Source organism: Chryseobacterium hagamense, from assembly GCF_007991455.1.
GTDB lineage: Bacteria > Bacteroidota > Bacteroidia > Flavobacteriales > Weeksellaceae > Chryseobacterium > Chryseobacterium hagamense.
The window spans coordinates 70137-92187 of record NZ_BJYJ01000006.1 but is presented as its reverse complement, the minus strand read 5'-3'; the positions used below and the strand labels follow the sequence as shown (position 1 = coordinate 92187).

At 42.2% G+C, this 22051-nt stretch carries 12 protein-coding genes and 1 tRNA gene; 11 read left to right on the top strand and 2 right to left on the bottom strand.

Features of this window, described 5'->3' with window-relative positions; all coding sequences use genetic code 11:
- Positions 1-577 precede the first annotated feature (577 nt).
- From CHA01nite_RS08660 to CHA01nite_RS08645, 4 genes are read left to right on the top strand one after another with little or no spacing between them, the layout of a single operon-like run.
- Positions 578-7411 carry a hypothetical protein gene (locus CHA01nite_RS08660; RefSeq protein WP_146940917.1) on the top strand — a complete coding sequence of 2278 codons (6834 nt, stop codon included), beginning with the start codon at positions 578-580 and terminating at the stop codon, positions 7409-7411.
- A 14-nt stretch (positions 7412-7425) separates the two neighbouring features.
- Positions 7426-13593, top strand: coding sequence for a hypothetical protein (locus tag CHA01nite_RS08655; RefSeq protein ID WP_146940916.1), 6168 nt, complete (start codon positions 7426-7428; stop codon positions 13591-13593).
- A gap of 10 nt (positions 13594-13603) precedes the next feature.
- The gene (locus CHA01nite_RS08650) at positions 13604-14932 is read left to right on the top strand and encodes a hypothetical protein (RefSeq protein ID WP_146940915.1); all 1329 of its coding nucleotides are present in this window, start codon (positions 13604-13606) and stop codon (positions 14930-14932) included.
- The gene (locus CHA01nite_RS08645) at positions 14925-15632 is read left to right on the top strand and encodes a hypothetical protein (protein ID WP_146940914.1); all 708 of its coding nucleotides are present in this window, start codon (positions 14925-14927) and stop codon (positions 15630-15632) included. The genes CHA01nite_RS08650 and CHA01nite_RS08645 overlap by 8 nt, the downstream gene beginning before the upstream one ends.
- Before the next feature lie 109 nt (positions 15633-15741).
- Here the strand turns inward: CHA01nite_RS08645 and CHA01nite_RS08640 are convergent.
- A tRNA-Gln gene (locus tag CHA01nite_RS08640) sits at positions 15742-15812 on the bottom strand.
- 99 nt (positions 15813-15911) lie between these two features.
- On the opposite strand from CHA01nite_RS08640, the gene CHA01nite_RS08635 reads away from it, so the two are divergent.
- From CHA01nite_RS08635 to CHA01nite_RS08615, 5 genes are all read left to right on the top strand, one after another.
- Positions 15912-16946, top strand: a complete 1035-nt coding sequence (locus CHA01nite_RS08635; protein WP_146940913.1) for an AMP-binding protein — start codon at positions 15912-15914, stop codon at positions 16944-16946.
- A 1-nt stretch (position 16947) separates the two neighbouring features.
- A complete protein-coding gene (gene arfB / locus CHA01nite_RS08630; protein ID WP_146940912.1) occupies positions 16948-17340 on the top strand; it encodes an alternative ribosome rescue aminoacyl-tRNA hydrolase ArfB in 393 nt (130 codons plus the stop codon).
- A 197-nt stretch (positions 17341-17537) separates the two neighbouring features.
- Positions 17538-18182: a hypothetical protein gene (locus tag CHA01nite_RS08625; protein WP_146940911.1), complete on the top strand. Its 645-nt coding sequence runs from the start codon at positions 17538-17540 to the stop codon at positions 18180-18182.
- A gap of 27 nt (positions 18183-18209) precedes the next feature.
- Positions 18210-19181, top strand: coding sequence for a deoxyhypusine synthase family protein (locus CHA01nite_RS08620; protein ID WP_146940910.1), 972 nt, complete (start codon positions 18210-18212; stop codon positions 19179-19181).
- Between the two features lie 63 nt (positions 19182-19244).
- Positions 19245-20336, top strand: a complete 1092-nt coding sequence (locus tag CHA01nite_RS08615; protein WP_228458376.1) for an acyltransferase family protein — start codon at positions 19245-19247, stop codon at positions 20334-20336.
- Between the two features lie 3 nt (positions 20337-20339).
- Here CHA01nite_RS08615 and CHA01nite_RS20485 read toward each other — a convergent pair whose 3' ends face one another.
- Positions 20340-20486, bottom strand: coding sequence for a hypothetical protein (locus tag CHA01nite_RS20485; protein ID WP_170234705.1), 147 nt, complete (start codon positions 20484-20486; stop codon positions 20340-20342).
- 347 nt (positions 20487-20833) lie between these two features.
- Between CHA01nite_RS20485 and CHA01nite_RS08610 the strand changes: the two genes are divergently transcribed.
- Together CHA01nite_RS08610 and CHA01nite_RS08605 are read left to right on the top strand one after the other, a co-directional pair.
- On the top strand, positions 20834-21130 hold the full coding sequence (locus CHA01nite_RS08610) for an MGMT family protein (RefSeq protein WP_146940909.1): 297 nt from the start codon (positions 20834-20836) through the stop codon (positions 21128-21130).
- A gap of 98 nt (positions 21131-21228) precedes the next feature.
- Positions 21229-22029, top strand: coding sequence for an alpha/beta hydrolase (locus CHA01nite_RS08605; protein WP_146940908.1), 801 nt, complete (start codon positions 21229-21231; stop codon positions 22027-22029).
- The last annotated feature ends 22 nt before the right edge of the window (positions 22030-22051 follow it).

Genomic DNA, 22051 nt, shown 5'->3' with positions numbered 1-22051 from the left:
GCGGGCAGCAGACATTGTAAAAGATAAATAAATATTACAAAGGCATTTATCTAATTCTTCTAAGGCGGGGAAAAGGGTCACTTGAATTCCCTGCCTTTTATTCCACAATAATTTTTTTTAAATAAAAAAATAACACGTCAAGTTTTGACGCTGTGCGCATATACCTTTGTTTCAGAAGAAGAAAGAGCTCAGCGCGTAGGAGCTTCAAGTATTACCTGATAAAATTTTTAGATATTCAATGGGCCGATTGATATGATTAAATTAAAAACTAATAACCTATGAAATAACCAATTATTCCACCAGAGGGATATAATAAAAATGGATTTACCATGATAAAATAAAGCTTTTAACATACACATCATTAAAAGTTTTTTACGGATCATTAAGATGGTAATTGACATTTATATGCTCTCAATAGTTTAAAAAGATGATAGGAATAAAATATCCTGCTTCCACAGCAAAAATGGCAAAGGTCATTTCTCTTAAAGAACTGAAAAGAGCCTTTTTATAATGGAGAGCATATTTATTTAATGCTATCATGTTGTTTTAAATAAACCTCAAACACAAAAAAAATTACATGCCAAATCAAACACCGGTAACACACAGGTATTACCCGAGGTTATCCTCTGTGGTTACACCTGACCAGATCCCAGACATTCTGGGCTTCATAAAAGACGGAGTCATTGGACTCCTCGACAAGATCTATTACAAAGATTTACAGTACAGTAAAGGCCCGAAAGGAGACTCGGCTTTTTACAGTTTATCCATCGTATCGAAGAGATTGGATATTGAACTTCCGGGAACCGGAATTTCCTTGGTTCTCAATCCGGATATGGTAGGAAACGACTCTAAAATTTCGGCCTTTCCGATCACCATCGAATACCAATGGAAAATCCTGGCGTACCTGCGCCAGTTCAGCTTAGGGAACTTTTCCTTTGAGCCTCAGCAAATCTTTGAAGTCGCACTCAGAGTGCTGAACATCACGGAAGAACAGGCCATTGCCCATATCGTCAATACTTTGGTAGAGTCTGACGATCCGAATGTTACACCGTTGATGAAATTTGTTCAGCAACTCGATACGGATCAGAGTTTAGGATTAGCAACTGTTACCAGTGTCACAACGGTAACGGATGTCGTAAAAGACATTTATGCAAAGACAGGTAAATATGCTTCCTTGGTAGCGTTTGCCACTTATTTATTAACAACCGACATCCAGGAAACGGGGCAAAAAGTAAAAGAATTTTTCCGCTCGCTGATCCCGCAGGATATTGATGAGTTCATCAAGGAAGTCATCATCCCGAAGTTCAAAGCGACACTGATGCTTTCGGCAGCGATTGAATTTCCCAGGAATATTTTAACACCGGCCTATCCCCGCAATCATCCGAATGCTTTGGATCCTATTCCGGAAAATACACAGGGATTTCCGAATAAAGTAATGCTGAAATTCGGTGAGGCCGTCTTTTACGCGGATACCGAAAGAGGCTTCGGATATAATATGGATCTTGCCCTCAGCACCAGTTCGCCTGCCTTGATCGGTAATACAGGTTTTGCCATCGATATTCACAACATGAAGATCGATTTAAGCAAAAAGGAAAACATTGCAGAAGCCGATGCCGATGGAAGGCCCAAAGAATTCATGGGCGTCTACATGGAATATACCGAAATCTTCCTGCCTAAAAAATGGTTTAAAAAACAGCAGACCGGGCAGACCCTCGGGATTTCTGCCAACCATTTGCTGATCGGTACCGGCGGATTGTCCGGAAATATTGCCATCCGTCCTACCTACAGTACGGCAGCAGTGGGCAACACCACACAGGTAGTCGATTATTTCGGCAATTTCTTTAACCTGGATTATACCAACCTGAAAGTACAATCCATGGATGGAGCATCTGTACAGCCCATTGCCAATAAAACGGCTTTGCTGGGTTATATCAACGGATTGGAATCCCCCGCACAGCTGAAATTTGTTTTTCCTTTGGAGCTGACAACCACAGCAGGCCAGCATAGGACATTCCAAAAAGAGGAAGAGTATACTAAATTCTTAAGCAGCCTTGATATCAACCAGCTTGCTGATATAAGTAAACGGACGTTATGGTTTAACCTTGGGAAAGATGCTGATAAATCCTGGGAATTGGGATTCAGCAATTTTGAAATAGATTTCCATCAGGGCAAGGTTGTTCATTCTTCATTGCATGCTGCCCTGAGAATTAAAAAATTCAAGCCTGACGATGGTGCGCCTGAACTATTAATTGACGTTGTCGGAGAGTGGGAAAGCAAAGAAAACTTTAAACTTGCCGCAGCCTTCTTACCGATGGGGCTTACCATGAATTTATTTGATATTCTTAAATTCAACCTTCAGAGTATTGAAATCGGAAAGAAAGATGACAATTTCTATATTGAAGCCGATACACAGATTTTCTTCCCGGCAGGATCCTTCGGAGAAAAGTTGTTTGGTGAGCAGGGGATCGATCTTCCGTCAATCCGCTATTATGCCAGCGGAAAATTTGAACTCGGCGGCGGGAATTCGATTGTTCCGGTTCATCTTAACCTGAATATCGGGCCGGTTACCATGAGCGTTTCTGCCATCCACATCGGGACGGTGCAGAAAATGTTCGGTAACGTGATGCGGGAGTATAATTATATCGGATTTGATGGGGGTATTAATGTAAACCCTTTGGGAATCGATGTAAGAGGAAACGGGGTAAAATACTACTATACCAATGATAACGAGAAGTTCAACGGAAGCGGAGATCATTACTTCCACATCTCAACACTGGAAATCGACCTGGTGATCCCGGGAACGGCCAGTGCAGATGCTGCGGTAGCAATCATCAAGGGATCATTAACGATTCCTGAACCGGGAGTTTCTACGGAATATCGCGGAAAAGTAGCGCTTCAGCTGCCGCAGATGAAAATTTATGGCTCCGCCGAAATGGCATTCGACCCTAAATATCCCGGATTCCTTATTGATGCCAACGTAGAGTTTCCGTTTGTGATTCCGCTCGGGTCTTTCGGGATCTTCGGGTTCAGGGGACTGCTCGGTTATCGCTATGTGGCCCACAAGAGCGCCATTGGGATGAGCGATAACGACAGCTGGTACGATTATTATGTGCATCCGGAGCGGGGAATCCACATGGATAAATTCATCGGTCCGCAGCACACCAAAGATATGGGCTTCCCGTTCTCCATCGGAGCAGGAGCTTCCCTGGCCACGCTGGACGGACGTCTGGCTTCACTAAGGGCGATGGTATTGTTGTCCGTTCCGAGCATGTTTGCCATTGATGCCGGTTTAACCATCATCAGTGAGCGTCTCGGGTTGGCAGAAGACGATCCGCGCCTGCCGCCGTTCTACGCCTTCGTGATTGTCAGCAGCGATTCTCTTGAAATCGGTGCCGGCGGAAACTTCCAGCTGAACAAGAACAACGGTTCGTTCATCGATATCAAAGCCGAGGTGCAAATGGGATTCTTCTTTAAAAACCAGAAGCCGTGGTACATCAATTTCGGAACGAAAGAAAAGCCGATTACCGCAGCCTTGTTAAAAGACTCACTGAATATCAAGGCACAGGCGTATCTGATGATTGCCGCCAAAGGAATCGAAGCCGGCGCAAGGGTGGATTTCAACCTCAACCTGCTGATCCTGAAAGTATGGGCCGCCATTGAAGTAGGAACGAAGATCAGTTTCGAACGTCCTCAGGTCGGCGGTTATATCTATGTGGAAGGAGGCGCGGAAATTAATCTCTTCATTGTCAAAGTTTCCTTATTCATTTCCATTTACTTCAGGGTAGAATTGGTGAAGCCGTTCCTGATCCTTGCCGAATTCAAGCTGGAACTGAAAGTAAAAGTCCTGTTTATCAAGGTTAAGTTTAAAATTCATTTAACCATCAAATGGGAGAAAAATAATGAGGTGGATACATCTGCCGTTCCTCCGATTACGTATGTTTCGGATGATCCGGGTATTGATTATCCGAAGGTTGCCAGGCTGGAAAGTGCCGCGAAAGGGGTAAACATGCTCACCAACGAAGATTTTAAAATCAAAACCTTCACAGGGAACCAGGTTCCTACGCCTGAAACCGTAAGAACGAGCCCGGAAGTGGAATACATCCCGCTGGATACCTATATTGATTTCAAAGTGGAAAAAGGGATGATCCCGACAGTACTGGCCGACAAGAAAATCGGCGGCCATACCAGCGGAGCCAGCGGATATACCGATCTGATACCGCCTGAAAAAGTACAGCCGGGAGGTCACGTCATCCGTCAGGTAAAGCACCAGTACTCTCTGGAAGACGTACGTATCCTGATTGCTAAAGGAAATGATTGGGTAGAGTACAATCCTTATCGGGGTGTATTGTCCGAACAACAGGCTAACGGCATTACAGGAATCGATAACTTTAAGGTTGGATTCTGGCAGAAAACCAATGAAAAATATGATACGGTAAGGATTCTGGCATCCACCCCATTTACTTTCCTTGACGGAGGGCAGCCGGGATGGTTTGTTCCGGAACAATACGGAATCACCGCTTCTTCATTGTTCTGTACCGATCATACACCGGTATGGCATCACTCCGATGTACTGAATAAGGCCGTAGGCACAATCTATCATCAGCCGACGATGTATCCGAATGAGTTCATCAACGGGGCTTATTACAATATCCTTGGGACAGCAACCGACGATGATTATATGGTGGTTTCCAACGCTTCCAATCCTCATAACTTTGCAAAATCCCTGAAGATTACCAACGGAAGCGCCATGGTGATTATCCTCCCTGAAGCTTCGGCCAAGATTAAGATGAAGCTTTCCACATGGGCAAGCAACGTAACGATCAGGCTGTATAAGGAAGTATTCTCCAATGCTATCTATCAGAGTTATGATCTGATTACTGAAATCACCAGGACAAAAGATGAGCTGATGACAGAGCTTGAGCTTAATGAAGCAGATCTGCTTAACAAATATGTGAGCAAGATTGAAATTATCCCTTATCATACCAACCAGTCGCAGATTGATGCGATCAATGCACAGATCGATCAGATCTGGGCCAATGCTGCTGCCAATACAAACGGGGAAGTCAGTTCAGTCGTTCTTTCCCAGGCAGACCAGGATCTTTATGATGAACTTATTGCCCAGCTGGATAAACTTAAGGAAGGAGGATGTACGACGGCCCAGTGTAACGAACTTGATTTTGAAGTGCTGGAAACCGTTAATGATTATCAAGGATTATTCGGTTCAGGAATCGTGGATTTTGGTCAGTCTACTGTCATCAATAACTGGACTGAATTTGAAACCATGTATATGCAGACCACGTACGGTGGCCAGGCTCCTTATGTGGATTTCAATACCCACTCTGTGATCTTCCTTTACCTTCCGGACAACCAGTTTAATACATTTATCGAAAGAAACACTGTGATTTCTAAAATTTCCGATAAATCAGCTGGAATCGATATCTGTTATTCTTCCGAGTATCCGAAAGAGAAGACGAATAAAGCGGTAATCATTAAAGTAAACAAAGTAGCTCAGAAGCCGATCGGTCTTAAATTTACTCCGGCCTGCGGATGTGATGAAAAAACAGAACCTTGCCAGAAAGATGATCTGCTTTGCGGATTCCTTAATGAGATCAAGTATGATCTTAATACTTGTCTTTCAATGAATCCTACTGGTAATTGGAAATGTTTCCAGATATTAATAGAGCAGATAAGGAATTTTGATAGAGAATATCCTTATTATGAACTATTGAATGGTAAAGAATATCTGGCTGATCTTATAAAAAAACTGGAAAGCTTATATGCTACTGATTATACCACGCAAGACGCCCTGGAAATTACTCAGATGATATTTGATGTTATGTATAACCTTGGAAATTGCGGATGTACCGATACGGTGGATTACGTAACCAACTGTTATACCATGCTTCAGGAGGTTTCCTGGATGACGGTTACCGATTATGAATACCAGCAGACCATTCCGGCACAGGCAGCCGTTCAGCAGGATATGCAGCTGATGCAGGATGCCATGTCTACCGTAGTGCAGCCGATCTGGAGACCGAACAGTGCTTACTGTATTCATGTAAAAACCAGGGATAATGTAAACGGAGATACCCCGCACGATTTCAATTATTATTTCACTTTCAAAACGGCCGGTCCTATAGGGCACTTCGAACAGAAAAACCCGGATTATATCGATTGGATGCGGGACGAAAACGGAGTTCCCGTAAATCCTCCGAAGAAGAAAAAGAAAGAAGAATATCCGATTACCTCGCTTAAATCTTATATCGATATGAAAAAGTCCTATCCCAATGCAGACGGGGATTTGCTGATGTCGAAGCCGTTATTCTACGGTCATGAGGAATGTGAAATCCATCTGTTCTTCAATAAGCCTTATGTCTACAATATGCTGAAGAAATGGGAAGCAGGCCAGGGCCTTAATCTGATGAAAGGAGAGATGAATATCATCATCAAGGACCCGGTAACGGATGTGATCATTCCGTATCCTCTGCCGGAACACTGGACGCATGCGACCGTACCTGAAACCACTGCTTCATGGGTGTCGGATACTGATCCGAATATGCCGTTGGGAATCCAGCAGATGATGAATTACGTAAACTATGTAAATTCCACAAACAGCAATTTAACATGTAACATCACCTTGGGCCAGGCCGTAAAACCTATGTCCAACAGTTATTCTGTCGTGCTGGACAACCTGAATCCGGAAAAGCTTTATACCGCCATCATATCCAATGCGTTCGATGCGAATGGCGACAACGGTTTTGCATCATGGCCGATATCACCAAAAGAAACGTATAATGAAAATCCTCCGGTACATGAATTTGTGTTTAAAACCTCAAGGTATAAAAACTTTAAGGAGCAGGTGGAAAGTTATAAGCTGAAAGAATATGATGATCATCAGGCAGTTGTAGCGGAAAGAAATGCGGTTTACGGAATCCGTACGGATTTTAATCAGCAAAAGCTAAATGATCTGTATGCATTGGTATCCAAAGGTCCTGAAAATGACCATCTGAAAAGCTTGGCCAATACCTATTCAGAAGTTTTCGACAGGGCATTGGAAGGCGTAGTGGGTCTTAAACCATTGGATCCGCCTAACAATACGGAATTTGTGAAAATTGTGGATCATGCGACGGAAAATGTCGTAGCGTTACTGATCAGGAACCCGGAACCTTTCAATGATCCGCGGATTCCACTGACCGATATGGCCGATTGTTTCCAGGTGCTCAGCCAGAACGGAAATCCGAATATCGAATTTAAAGTCCTTTATTCAAAAGACTATTCACAAATCCTGGTGATGCACCAGAGCAAGAAGATCATCAATTCAAAACTAAACTGCAGGTTCAGATACAAAGCCTGGAACGGAACGGCGTATGTAGAAAAATCTGCCGTTACAGTAAACGAAATTCAACTATAAAATTAAAATTAAAAATGAGTTTTTTCAAATATCATAATTACACAGATATTTCCGGGGCAGGAATTAATTTTACCTTTCATAAAAACGGAAATATATTTAATGTAGGCGGTGAAAGCCGTTCCGGATTGATCACGGTACTCAGTGAAAACGGAAATCTGGTCTGGAACAAAATCTACAGTTTCAGAGACCGGGCGATTACGTTCACCAGGATCATGTCTTATCAGAGCGATTTTATGCTCATAGGATTTGAGAATTCTACAATTCCTTTTCTGATGAGGATCTCCGTCAACGGAGAAATTAAATGGTACAAAAGTTTCCCTGACGCATCAGTCAGGGGGCGTTTGTACGCTACGGTACATGAAGAGCGTATGATCTTTGTCGTATATCATGATGCGAGGCAGGCAAAATCTTACATGATGTCCGTAAATGAAGCAGGAAACGTTCTTGCCAAAAAAGAGATTGCAGTCGGCAGGGCAGGCGGAACTTTCCAGGCAACCGGGACTGTTATGTTCCAGGGGCAACTGGCCGTCTGCGGGAATCATATTCAGGGAACACAGATGACCGGTACAGTGATTCTTGCGGATTCCGGTCTTAACATTTCAGGATCAAGATATATGTATTTGCCTGACGGAATCGATATGGTCTCACTGGACGGCATTTATTATGCCAATAATAAGTTGTATACTTCCGGAATGTGGGGCGGAAGACCGGTACTGATGCTTCCTGATGAATATTACGGATACTATTATAAAGAATATACCGGCAAAAGTCCGAAATATGTTTTCGGATCCCAGTATTTTCTTATCTGCAGCAGCGATAATGAAGTCATAAAATCCGATTACAACTTCGTGCATCAGTCGAATAAAAAGATGGATGTCTCCGGTCTTTTTATCGATCAGATTACAAATGATCAGGCGGTACTTCACGGAGTGGGCGATAACAAACAGTTCTCAGGATTTTTTAGCAGCCAGTTTGATAATTGCAAGGCATCCTCTTTACAGGTCTGGACTCCAAGAGCTTTTGAGCATACCCCTCGGACGGCTAATTTCAGCACTGCTACTGCCACCTACAGGGAATTTGCATCCAAACCCTCTTTTTCTGAATTAGCGTACAGCAACGAAGATGTCTGCGATACAGGCGGAACGGATATCAGCTTTGATGATTTCTCGGGACTTCAGACGCCCGGTTTTTATCTGCAGGCAGCAGGTTCAACGGGAGCCGACAGTACGAAAGGGATTCATTTGAGATGGAGTTTCGGAGGAAAGCTGGGCGAAAACCATTTACCTAAAGGCAATGCAGCTTCCACTTCCTATAACTTCAATAAGCCGGAAGATTTCGTTAAAGTATACAGAACGCCCTATGTAAAATCTGTCTTTTCGTTAGATTTTTCGGTGGCTCCGCAACTGGTTGATGATAATCAGAAAATGTGGGTTTATAAATTTAATAACAATACAAGGCTGATCTACGTTTATTTTAAAAATAAAAATGTTTATACTCAGGTAAGGCAAGTGGTTAATCCACTGACCAATCCTTTGCAGTTTATAGAAAAATACGGAAATGAGCTGATCGAAGTACAGTGTAAGACTGATCTTTTCTTTGCGGCTTCTTTAAAGGTAAATAACATGCAGTCTTATTCAGGCCTGCAGCTTGAAGCGTTGTCGGTAGCGGAGAATACGTCTGTGACCCAGCAGAACCTTACTTACAGAAAAGAATTGTACAGCAGTGAAGTAAGCACCAATTATTTCAATTCGGAAAACGGTAAGACCATACGTTTCAAAGCCAACAGCTGCTTTGTATCGATGATTGACTTTGAATTTTATTCGGATTTCATCATCAGCCGCAATCAGGCACAGGCATGGAAATTATTAGGGGAATTTGCTTTAACGACAGATAATTCCGAAGCTTTTACCCGGCTGGATCCTCTTCCGGATTCCAATCCGGTGCATGGCGCATGGCTGCGGTACAATGACGGTGCTTTTGTCAATACTAAAAATTACAAAGACAAATGGGAGCATACTTCCCAGGGACCTTTAGACCGAGATATAAAAACTGTTGTAAATAAATACATCAGTCTGAGTGACGCCCAGCCAAATCCCAAGGCTAACGAGACACTTAATCTGAATTTCGGTGCCGCACAGGGCGATCCGGCGGTTACAATAACCACAGATCCTGTACAGGATGGGCAGACCGAAGTTTCCAATCTGGATATTCTGAATATTGCTTCACTAGACTATCATGTCGCCAGAATGCTGGGATTAGGCCATCTGGACCTGAATAATGCGGTGATGACCGGTGAATTTATTTATATTGCGGAGTATCATACCAATACGAATCTGGATATTAATTCGCCGGATAAAACTTATCAGTTATTGTCCATGTCGTTGCCGGTATCCACAGAGATCGAAAGATTATCGCTTCCGGTAGACCTCCTGAAAATTGCCAAAGGTATGGAAGGAAACAACCCGAATTCGGCAGGTCTTTATAATAGTGAAGGATATTCGCCTGATGGAAAATACAGGTACATCAGCATCTATAACATCCAGATCCCGGATTTTCAGATAAATCCGACATTTTTTGACTCCAGCCAGCCTTTCGATGCTTCCGCATTTACCAATCCGGTTTATGCCGGCCTTGAGCACAGGCTCGTCAAGCCGGGGGAAGCAGATTCCTATATTTGGGCTAAGCCTGAACTCTGTCATGATACTCAATATCTTAATACAGATGGCTCTTTAGAAACATTGCCGATTCAGATTCCTTCCACCTATGCACCGCTTTACATGCACAGACAGGATAAAAGCGGGATGTATTTCTATAAAGGATATGGGATCAACTGGTTCTCCAGAGCTCAATACGGGGAAAAAGAACTGTCTGTTGAGACGGATATCAAACCGGCCAACAGACTTTTGCCGCCTTCCGGAGCCAATGTGTTCAATATTCAGAAAGAAGTTCCTCTTACCTTTACCACGCAAAACGAGCAGCTGCGTCTGAATGCGATCCCGGATAATGAGGATAAAACCTTGGTAAGGCTTACTTATGATTACCATATTTACCAGGATATGATCGGTTATTCCATTCCGTTTGATTCCGGAATTTCGACTATGGTGTATGAACAGGACCCTGAAAGCTTATTCCCGGATAACAAAGAGGTGTTTGCCGATGAGGTGGAAATTTTTTACAGGAATTATACGCCTAAAATTATTTCAGCCCAAGCTTATGATGTGCTTCCCCATGCTAACCAGCTGATGGCAATCATTAAAACCAAAGATTATTTAGTTCCGGGTTCGGGAGCCGCAAATGCCGGAGCAACACAGCCTTCGATCCAGTTGCAGACGTATAAATCTGAAATTCCGGCCGGAACATCGGTAAGCGATTATATCGGAGCAATCTTTCTGATGGATGGGGACAGCTATATCATCAATGGCATCGACCAGACTTCAACAGGTCTTCATTTCACGGTCTTTAAAAAAGCGGCCAGTGCAGCCATCATTGCGGGAACCACTCCTCTGATTGCCCAGGCCAGCTTGACCCTTCCTGTCATTAATCCCGCTACGGAAGGACTTTTCAGCGTAACGGAAAACATGCAGAATACCTCAACCTGGGGTATAAAAAATCCGAATTCACTGAAGGTAAAAATCGGTACTAACGACTGGACGGTTCACCGGGAAGTTATTGAAACCCTTTCGTCTAACGGGGAAACCCAGCGTTATCTGGAAAAAAGCCGCGGATTCTGGAAGCAGGCCACAGTTGAGAAGTATTTCGAAAAGCTCACCGTATATCAGAACAGCCAGGGAGACGTGATCAATTATCCTGCAGAGCCTCATGTGCATAAAGGGGTTTATAAAATTACGTTCCCCGGATTCAAGATGGCACAGCATATCCAGTATAATGCGGGTGTAGAATGGCAGAACGGTATCGTGAGGATGTTTACCAATGAAGACTACAACAATGGAACCCCGAAAGAATCAAGGTCTGTTTTCAAAGTGGTGAGAACCGAAAATATCGGAACCAATAATGACCTGGTCTTATATATTTATGACAATAATTTCATTATTGAAGAGGATACCAATCATCAGCCTAAGTTTCACGTGCTGGGAGGCCAGACACTTCCTGCCAGGCCTACGGATCCTGTTCTCGGGACATCGCTTCAGCTAAATTATTATCCTTCGTACAAAGTATATCTGTATAAGAATGTAGCCAATAATCTGACGCAGGATGCCATCTTACCGGATGATAATGAAGATGTGAGGTATTCGATTTTCGGTTTACGGAGTGTGGATAATGATAATCTGGATATGCAGGGCGCAAAATATAAATCGAAATTCGGGGTTCCTGCCGTTATGTTTGCGAATAAGATTATCGAACCGAAACAGCCAAAGCAGCCTACGGGATCAAAATATGCCACCAGACCGGATAAATTCGGAAAATCGACCTACAGTTTTATTACCGAATATGCTCATAAGCCTTATTCCGTACAGTTTTTCAGGGCCAATAATACCCTTTTAATGGCTGCTTTATATAAGCCGTCCACGATTGAGCTGATTAAAAATAACCTAAATGAACTGGGTGGAATGGATGAAGTCTTTTTCAACAACCGGTGGATCAATTTTATGGATTTTGATATGTTAACCAATTCCGGAAGTACGGCATATATGGAACTTCCTGATGTGGGACCCAAAAAATTCACAATGCCGATTCCGGATAGTGAAGATTTCCTGGAAGCCATTAATGCTTTTGTTAAAGAACATAACCGTTACTTCAGTTTAAGCACGTCACAAAATCCGTTGCTGGATGAAACGGCATGGAAAAACCGGACTTATCCCCTGAATCATATTGTCATCCATGCAATTCCGAACAAGTCTGATGAATTAAGGTTAGGGCACTTCATCAAAGAAAGAATCTTCAACTGTTTCCTGCCTTTAACAGAAGTACCGATGATCTATCAGCATATCAAGAATATGAGTTTCTCCGATCCGGCAGGCCATCGACCAAAGAATAAGAAACAGAATATCCGGGATGCTTCAGGATACCTCTTACCGGTTACCCATACCGATTTCGACATGGCTCCGATGGCAGCGGTATACAGTTCCATTCCAAAACATTCCACCCTGTTTACCGACTTCACGCTGGACGGTGCTTCAGACAACTTCTATTTTTATGGAGCCAGGGAGTTCGGAAACCAGATGCAGATGGGAGAATTCAGTACATTTTTAGGACCGATCAAGCTGGTAAATACCAATCCGGCAGAACCGCCGAAGATTGCGAGTCTTTTACCGGTAGTCGATAATGCAACCCTGGGAATTACGGCCAAAGTAAAAGTGGAAGTTAATCCTTATCCGGAAGTACAGAAAATTACAAAAGTATCGCTTTACAGGGCCAACAATAAGCTGGATGCAGATTCAATCTTGAGTATGCAGCACATCAAAACGGTGAATGTAGCCGATCTGGAGACTGATACGGCATCCGATAACTGGGTAGTGTATGATGAATTTGAGGACCTCACTGACAAGCCGTACGGAGATCTTTTGTTTTACCGTGTTGTTGTAACCCGGAAAGTGGAATATTCTACAACGGATTATAACGTATCTCCTCCTGCTTCAAAAGTCGTGGTGGAAGAAGCGCCATCCATGCCTTCAAAAGTAGTGGTAAGTACATTGGTGGAAAATTATAATCCGTTAACCCCTGAACTAAAATACCATTCCGAACCGGTGCCTGTAGATTCGGATACCATCAATTGGGTAATTTTATCCTGGGAGCAGGTGTGTTATAAAGGAAAGTACAGCTTGTATAAAATGAGTAACCAGGGCAACTGGAAAGAAATTGCCAGAATCCAAACGGATGCTAAAGATACTTCAAAAGCCAACCTGTATCTATCGGAAACAAATACTGCAACCGGTGCAGAATCGTGGGTACTTAAGGAGACTTTTGATCTGACGGGAAATGAATTCTATCTGCCGCTGGAACGATTAGATATGGATCCGATGCCTATTAAAGATGCTGAAGGGAATGTGCTGTATCACCACTTTAAACTGGTGGCTCAGAATACATCGAACATGTACAGCACACAGGAGAAAATTTTAACCATTTACAAAAAAGAAACCTGGTCGGATATCGGCGGAATCTCATCGGACGGAACCGACGGAATGATCATGCAGGGAACTTTTATCATCAGACCAAACATTTAAAAACAGTAATATGTCAAAAAAAACAGTACCGCAGCTAAAAGAATATTTTAAAGCCGCAAAGAGACCTACGGAAGGGCAGTTTGGAGATTTACTGGACAGCTATGTACATTATACTAAAAATTTAAACAACGATTTCACAGATTTAAATTTCAGCTTCCCGAATAATGAAAGCAATAAGGCCATCGATGTATTATTTGGAAACAATTTTATTAATGGATTTATTACACTTGAGATTGTTGGTTCTTACGCATACCAAAACAGTGTAGGAATCATTAAGAAACAGTTTCAGATAGGGGCTAATCCAGATAATGGAGTCTGGTACGGCACAACGTCAAGAATCGTAGAAGCTGAGGGAAGTATCCTGGATAATATTTATATTGGGGATTTTGAATGGGATCCTGTAATTAACCAATATAAAATTACAATATTCCACACGGTGTCTTCGGGAAATCCTTATAATGTAAAAGTATCCCAGCAGAGTGTTGGAGAACTTGTTATAGATAAGGTCTCACTGTCAGGATTTTACAACAGACCTATTAGCGGACAAGGCAGACATTTTGTGAATTATAATCAAAATGTAGGTATAGGAACAAAAGTCCCGGAGGCCAGGCTTCATGTAAATTCTGCCTTTTCGACGCCTAATCAGTATGGAAGCCTGATGTTGGGAGATGCCACCAACCCAAATTTAAGAATGGGATCCAATGCACAATATTCATGGATTCAAAGCCATTCCGGTGCTCCTTTACAGGTAAATCCGATTGGAAATAATACGGTATTCAACAGAGATGGCGGAAATGTAGGAATTGGTACTGATAATCCTCAATCCCAATTGCATCTCCAATTCCTGAACAGCGAGCCGAAATCTATCCAATTTGTTCAATTTACGAATTACGTAGACAAAATGAATGCGGCCATCCGTTACACATGGTACAATGAATATTGTGATGTTGGAATTGTAAGGGGTGGATCAACTGATATTTCGGCTTATGCTATTAAATTTAATGGGAATGAAAAAGCCAGATTCGCTGCAAACGGAAATGCTGCTTTTCAGGGGAAAGTGGAAGCCAAAGATTTTGTAGTCTCCGCTTCTCCTACGGCCGATTTCGTGTTTGCTCAGGATTATAATCTGCGGGGAATAAACGATTTGGAAAAATTCATTTCAGAAAAGCAGCATCTTCCGGAAATCCCTTCGGCGAAAGAAATGACGGAGAATGGGGTTACGGTTGGGGAATTCCAGATCAAACTGCTTCAGAAAATTGAGGAACTGACTTTATATGCCATTGCCCAGCACAAAGAATTAGAACAATTAAAATCAAAAATAAATAATACCAATGCCTAAAAAAACAATACCGGAATTAAAAGAATATTTCAAAGCGACAAAAAGACCTACAGAGGCTCAGTTCGCAGATCTTTTGGACAGCTATGCCCATTTAAGTGGTCCGGAACTTAAACGAATTACCAATAATATCAATACCGAAAACGGTTATCTGAGGCTCAGAGGGATGGATAACTCCATTGTGGCGCAGATTTCCCTGCAGGATATCAAAACCAATATGGGAATTCCGAACAGCCTTGTACAGACCGTGAACGGGCAGACCGGAAACGTAGTCCTGAATCTGGAAGGCTCTGAAGATCGGGGAAGCACAAGACAGGGAATCTTAAAGTACTTTACCACAGTATCCAGTACAACAAATATTTTCCATATCAGATTACCATATAGGATCGATACCCATCATGCCATGTATCATTTGAGAGCTACAGGCTATAATTATCAGCAAGGGGATATTATCGATATTACCTGGGTGGGATATTGTTATAAGCCTTCAGGAAATATCATTAATAAAAAAACTCACGTAGCGATTTCTACCGCCATAACGGCAGGTCAGTATGTGGGTTCGGATCAGTATGTTTACCTTTGGTTTAAATTACCGGATACGTATTATTCAACATTCAAGATCGATTCGATGTATGTCGGAAACGGTGGGATATTAAGAGAAGGCGATCTGAAGCTTACGGTTAGCAGCGCAGCCCAGCTTTAATTTAAGTTTTATAAAAATCATCTAAAGGTGCAGAATAATTTCTGCACCTTTTTTTGCTTTAAACACGATTAAACACAAAAAAACCACCCTTGAAAAGGATGGTTTTCCGTAGACTCACAGGGATTCGAACCCCAGATGACTGAACCAAAATCAGTAGTGTTACCGCTACACCATGAGTCTCTGTTTGTTTTAGTGGTGCAAATTTACAGCTTTTTTTATCACATGCAAATACTTTTTAAACTTTTTTTTAAATTTACAGGAGTTTTAGAAACACTCCTTATGCTGATCGATTTTAAGAATCTCAATTTGAATCAATTATCTTTCCAATCGGAATTTGAAATTAAAATCCGGAATTTTCTGGATGAATGGTTTTCGGATTCAAAAACGGTAAAGGTACAAACATCCGGTTCTACAGGAACGCCGAAGATTTTTGAAATCGAAAAAAAGAAAATGATCAATTCTGCAGAAATGACCTGTAATTTCCTGGGATTAAAAGAAGGGGATACTGCGCTGATCTGTCTTCCTGTTGAATATATATCCGGAAAAATGATGGTGGTACGGTCTGTTGAAAAAAAATTAAAACTGATTATTGCTGATCCATCTGTAAAGCCGCTTGAACAGTTAAACCAGAAAGTTGATTTCTGTGCCATGACGCCGCTACAGGCAGAAAACTCTCTGGATCAGTTGCATCTGATTAAAAACCTGATTATCGGAGGAGCAGCCGTTTCCGAAAGTCTTAAAAATAAAATCCTTCAAACTTTGGCCGAATCCGGTGCATCAGCCAGAATCTTCGAAACTTATGGAATGTCCGAAACGCTTTCCCATATTGCTTTAAAGCAAATCGCTCCACAGGCGGAAGACTATTTTAAAACTTTTGAAAATGTAGAAATTTCCAGGGATGAAAGAGGCTGTTTGAAAATATTTGCGCCCAGCGTCAATTCCGAAATATTACAGACTAATGATTTAGTTAAAATTAAAAACGGGAATCAATTCCGGTTTCTGGGAAGGGTGGATAACGTCATCAATTCCGGAGGAGCAAAGATTTTTCCCGAGCAGTTGGAAGCATTGGTAAAGAAAGAAATTGGCAACGAAGCGGTCTTTTTGGGCATCGACGATGAAAGTTTGGGACAGAAACTGACATTGGTGATTGAAGGAAATTCGTCGGAAGAGCTAAAGCAAAAATTATCTACGGTCGGGTATCACGAAAAGTTTCATAAGCCCAAAGAGATTATTTATATTGAAAAAATTCCCAGAACACCCAACGGAAAAGTGGATAGGATTAAGCTGAAAAAAACTTTAAATCATAAAAATTAAAATGAAAGATTTCACCAGGGAACTCAGTTTCAAAACCTCCCGCAGCAGTGGGGCAGGAGGGCAGAATGTAAATAAAGTCGAAACTTCGGTAACGGTTCTCTGGAATGTCATGGAATCCGGATTTTTCAATGACTATCAGAAAGATGTAATTCAAACTAAATTAAAAAACAGGATCAATGCTGATGGCGTATTGTTTCTAACCGTTTCCGAAAGCAGGACGCAGCTTGCCAATAAAAACAAAGCCGTTGAGAAAATTCTCGATATCGTCAGTCAGTCTTTAATAATTCCAAAAAAACGGTTGGCCACAAAACCTTCCAGAAACCAGAAGCAGAAAAGACTGGATACCAAAAAGAAATTGTCCGATAAAAAAGAAAATAGAAAGTTTAAATATTAATGAGCCCTTAAACAAGGCTGCGGTCTGATGTTTAGGACTTGTCGATACTAAAAAACTTCCAGCCCATCATCCAGCTTCCTTCATCCGGCATCTTCAACAGCTTTTGTCTCAGTTCACATAATTTTAACTGTTAAATTTTTCCGTTTATGCCCTCAATTCACAGATTCGTGTTATTTTTGCGGCAAATTTTAGAACTAATGATCAAAAAACTTATCGCATTGGGTTTATTTTCCATTTCAATGGCTTCTTTTGCCCAGAAAATTTCGATTTCTCCATCCGTAGGATATGCCTGGAGGCTTGCCAAGACATCACCGGATCTTTCCAGAGACCAGAAAGAATACTTGAAAGGACTGAAAAGCGGGGTAAACTTCGATGTTGCCTTACGTTATGAAGTGAAAACCGGACTTCTGATCGGCTTTAAGTATTCCAATTACAGTGCTTCGACGAGCGGAAGGTTCAGTGTAGCCGATAATATGGGGAATTTGGTTTCGGCCAACCTTACAACAAAAGACAATATCAATTTTTACGGCCCGGAACTTACCTTAACCAATGATGCCCACGAAACAAGACATAAATTTTTTATGTCTGCCGCTTTAGGTGCAATGACCTACACGAGCAAAACGGAAAACATCAAAGGAAAAGGAACGGCTTTCGGTGCCGAACTGGATTTTGCCTACCAGTACCAGATCAGTAAAAATATTTTGATCGGGCCCAAGTTGGGGCTTTCCGGAGGGACGCTGAGCAAATTCAGCTACAACGGGCAGACGGTGGAACTGGGCGATGACCAGAAAGAAAGCTTAACGAGACTTTCTTTAAGCGCAGCCGCTACATTCCGTTTTTAAGTTTTATCTTTGCACAAATTTAAAAAAATGAGCAAACCGATAACAGAATTCATAGAAAAGTATTACCTGCACTTCAACGCAGCAGCTTTGGTGGATGCTTCCAAAGGATATGTAGCCCACCTGAAGGACGGCGGGAAAATGATGATCACGCTGGCAGGAGCCATGTCTACTGCTGAGCTTGGGAAAATCCTGGCCGAAATGATCCGCCAGAATAAAGTGGATTTCATTTCCTGTACAGGCGCCAACCTTGAGGAAGACCTGATGAACCTTGTGGCGCACTCCCATTATGAAAGAGTTCCCCATTACAGGGATCTTACGGCTCAGGACGAGTGGGACCTTCTGGAAAGAGGGCTGAACCGGGTAACCGATACCTGTATTCCTGAAGAAGAAGCATTCAGAAGACTGCAGAAACATATCGTTGAGATCTGGAAAGATGCCGAAGCAAAAGGTGAAAGATATTTCCCGCATGAATTTATGTATAAAATGATCCTTTCAGGGGTTCTGGAGCAGTATTACGAAATCCCGAGAGAAAATTCATGGATGATTGCTGCAGCAGAGAAAAACCTTCCGATCGTTGTACCTGGATGGGAAGATTCTACTATGGGGAACATTTTCGCCTCTTACTGCATCAAGGGAGAGCTTAAGGCGACCACGATGAAATCCGGAATCGAATATATGACGTACCTTGCCGACTGGTATACGAAAAACTCTGCCGGAAAAGGCGTAGGTTTCTTCCAGATCGGAGGAGGGATCGCCGGGGATTTCCCGATCTGTGTAGTGCCGATGCTGTATCAGGATATGGAAATGCATGACATTCCGTTCTGGTCATATTTCTGCCAGATTTCAGATTCCACCACTTCTTACGGATCTTATTCCGGAGCGGTTCCGAATGAGAAAATTACCTGGGGGAAACTGGATATCACGACACCGAAATTTATCGTTGAAAGTGATGCCACCATCTGCGCACCACTGATGTTCTCTTATATTCTTGAAAATTAATAAAAAGAATACTATAAATTTATATAAAAGGCTTATCCCGTAAGCCTTTTATTTTTTTACCTTTTGGATACAACCGGAAAAAATAAATTTGATGCGCTGACGGGGATGCGTGCCATTGCGGCGATTATGGTTTTCGTTTACCATAACCGGAAATACTGGCGCAGGGACCTCCCGTTTGAAATCATGCGCTTTATCAGCGAGTGGCATATCGGGGTCACCGTTTTCTTTGTGCTGAGCGGTTTTTTACTGGCTTACCGGTACGAAGATTCTCCTTTGCAATCCGGGAAGTCCTACCTGAAGTATCTGTTGCTCCGCATTGCACGGATCTTTCCGTTGTATTGGATTCTGCTTACTGCTTTTTTCCTGGATGTAAAATATTCCAAGGATGTGGATACCTACTTCCTTCAGTATTCCCTCTTGTATTCCCTGTTCGAGAAATATTCGGTTTCGGGAATTGTACAGGCCTGGTCGCTCACGGTAGAATTCTGCTTTTACCTGCTGGCTCCGCTTCTATTTCTCTTGCTTAAAAAAAACTGGATGTATTGCCTTTTGTCCTTATCCGGACTTTTCCTGCTGGGCTGGGGGACAGGCTACGGATGGCATGAGTATAACGGAAACCCCGAAGGCTTTTTATATCCTCTGAAATTCATGATCGGCAGTACCTTTTTCGGGAGAAGCAGTGAATTCTTTTTCGGAATGCTGCTGGCTTATCTGATGAAGAAGCAGACCGGAATGGAATTTTTGAAGAAAATAAAAAAGCCGACGCTTTTCGGTGGAACCGGAATGACAGTCTTTACGGTGGCCATTGCCTGTTTTGCCCGGAATAATTTTATCCACGGCGTAGAGCAGTGGGAAGGAAGACTGATCCATGAGTTTCTTTTACCGGTATCGATTGCTCTCTTTTTCTGGGGATTGATGACCGAAAAAACATGGGTTTCGAAGATCCTCTCTTCCAGGCTAGCAATTCTTCTGGGAAATGCCTCATTTGTTTTTTACCTGATCCATCTCAGTTATTTCAACATGAAGCTGAAGTCCTACATTTATTTGCCGGACCGCAACTTTGTACTCCTCTGGATTTGCTCTGTCATCATCTATCTCCTCATCGAAAAACCTTTGTACAGTAGTTGCAGGAAGCTGATTTCAAAAATTAAATAGTATTTATTCCAACGAATGAATCAGGACAAAATAGCGGTACGCCAGAATGCCTTTCTGAAATTTTGTCAGTTTATTGGGGTCTTTATCACTTAATTTCGGAAGCACGGCTCTATTGATTCTATTCAAAAAGCGGAAGAATGACTTTTTCATGATAAAATTTTTAATTTTCTAAACCCTATCCAAAAAGTATGCGGTTTTTAAACTGATTATAATCAATAACTAATCCCTCTTCTTAATTTTTATTTGAAAGTTTAAATGGGGTTTTTGTTAAAGGCGATGTTCAATAATACACCACTTGCCATCCCGCAGGGGATCTGAACATCGTATCAGAAAAATGCCCGGAAGCTTTGCATTTAAACTCATCCAGTCATCTGCAAAATCTATAAAATCAGCGTGAGACTTTTATTATTATTTCTTCTGGTTTTAAATAAAAGGTTTAAATTGATTTGACGAAAAAATCAGCTTCAATTTTTTATATTTGAATACAACAATCATCAATGAACGAAATTTTCAAACAGCAGGTCTGGGAAATCACCAGGCTTATTCCCAAAGGCCGGGTAACCAGCTACGGTGCCATTGCCAAAGCCGTCGGTTTTCCCAATCATTCCCGCCATGTCGGAAAAGCGATGGGCGGATGTCCGGAGGATGTTCCGGCACACCGCGTGATATCGGGCTCCGGTGCTCTTTCAGTTCCGGAATTTCAGCAAAGACTGGAAGCGGAAGATATTGTGGTGGAAAACGGCAGGATCAAAAATTTTAAAACCCTGTTCTGGGATCCGTTGGAAGAGTTGTAGGAATTTTGACGGCTAAGGATTTAAAAAGTACGGCTGGGTCTGTTTTTTTAGCAGGAAATATTTTTGTGCCTTAGTTTTGAGGCATAAAATCATACGCTATGAAAACAAAACTCCTATTTTCCGCACTTTTTTTACTCACTGTCTGCTTTTTTAAAGCACAGATGGATGACAATTTCTATAAGCCGAATAAAGTAATTCGCCCCATTGAAAATATAACTTATGAGGATTTCTCCATTCCTGTAGAAAAAGATACGATTACCGGGATTATTTTGAAGCCGAAATCAAAAGTAAAAGCTACCGTTCTGTTTTTCCACGGAGCCGGAGGTAATGTTTCTTCTTACCTGTTCATGACGAAGCCTTTGGTGGATAAAGGTTTTCAGGTGGTGATGGTCGATTTCCGGGGCTATGGGAAATCAACCGGAAAACCTACGCATTTGAATGTTGCCGCAGACGGACAGATCTTTCTTGATACGATGATCCAGAGACCTGGAATTGCAGGAACTAAAATCATCCTTTACGGAGCTTCCCTGGGTTCGCAGATAGCTGCCCATCTGGCCCGGACTAATAAAGACAAAATTGCCGGATTGGTCATGGACGGAAGCCTTTCTTCATTCACTGATATTGCCATGTATTACAAACCGGAATACAAAGAAATGATTTCCCGGTACGTGGTTTCGCCTTATGCTGCCAAAGAAGATCTCCGGGATACGGAAGGCCTGCCTAAGCTTTTCATCCACAGCAAAGAGGATAAAGATGTTCCTTATGAGGAAGGCTTTGAAAATTATTCCAAAGCTTCCCTTCCCAAAGAGCTTTTAGAATATTCAGGGAAGCATCTGGAAGCGATGAAGACGGATTCTGAAAAGATCATCTCGTCCATTGAAAAGATGGTAATGAAATAAGTATCAGATTCTATGGGCTGAC